Origin of the sequence: Micromonospora sp. 15K316, from assembly GCF_004348525.1 — a bacterium.
In the GTDB taxonomy this organism is placed as follows: Bacteria; Actinomycetota; Actinomycetes; order Mycobacteriales; family Micromonosporaceae; genus Micromonospora.
Genome location: NZ_SMKG01000434.1, coordinates 1 through 928 on the forward strand (window position 1 = coordinate 1; position 928 = coordinate 928).

General features: G+C 80.1%; 1 pseudogene. It reads right to left on the reverse strand.

Going from position 1 to position 928, the window contains the following annotated elements:
- Positions 1-497: pseudogene (locus E1211_RS32180) on the reverse strand (hypothetical protein); the annotation flags it as partial.
- Positions 498-928 lie beyond the last annotated feature (431 nt).

Genomic DNA, 928 nt, shown 5'->3' on the forward strand with positions numbered 1-928 from the left:
GGTTCGGTGCGGGCGGCGGTGGAGGAGGGGTCAGCGGAGGCGCGGTCCCTGTGGTCCGGTGCGGGTACGCCCGGCAGGGGCGTGTCGTCGTCCGTGATGGCGGCCCGGTCGACGGCGGCCGGCGGGGCGGAGTCCGGCACGGGAGCCGGGTCCGGCCGGGCGGGCGTGGCCGGGCTGTCCTCCCAGTTCGCCGGCGCCCACGGGTTTGGGCCGTCCGGTCGGGCCGGCGCGGACGGCGCCGCGTCAGCGTGCCCGGCCGCCGAGGCGGATGCCGGAGCCTCGACCGAGGTGGCCGCCGGTGGGGCCGCGTCGACCGGCTCGGTGGCCGCGGATTGCGACTCGTCGACCGCCTGAACGGGCGACGGTGCCGCCGGAGGCGCGACGGTCGCGGTCGGCGGCGGCGACGTCTCGACGTGGCCGGGCGCCGACGGCGCGACCGCAGCCTCGGCCCGCGCCGGCGCGTCCTCGGCCTGCTCCGGCCGCCCGGTGGCCGTCACCGGCTCGGGCTCGTCCGCCGTCGGGCGGGCGGGACGGAACCAGGCCTCGGCGCCCCCGGTGGGCTGAGGTTCCGGCCGGTACGCGGGAGCGGGTGGATCCGACGGGGGCGGTGGGACGTAGACGCGCGGTACGCCGGGTGCCGGGGGCAGCGTCGGCGCTGCCGTGCTGTGCGGACCGGCCGTGACTCCTCCGGCTGGGCCACGTCCGGCGTCGGTCGCCCGCTGGTCGGACACGGGTTGGCCGTCGTCGCTTTCGGTGCCGGGACGGACCCGGTCCGGCGGTCGGTCGCGGGTCGCGTCAGGAGCCGCGTCGGACGGTCCCTCACGGTGCGGCGGCGGCTCGTCCATCGGCCGGCGGATCGGCGTCTCGGACGGCGTGGCGGACCCGGGTGCGGGTGACCCGGGCGTGGTCGACGTGGGTGGGACGGGCC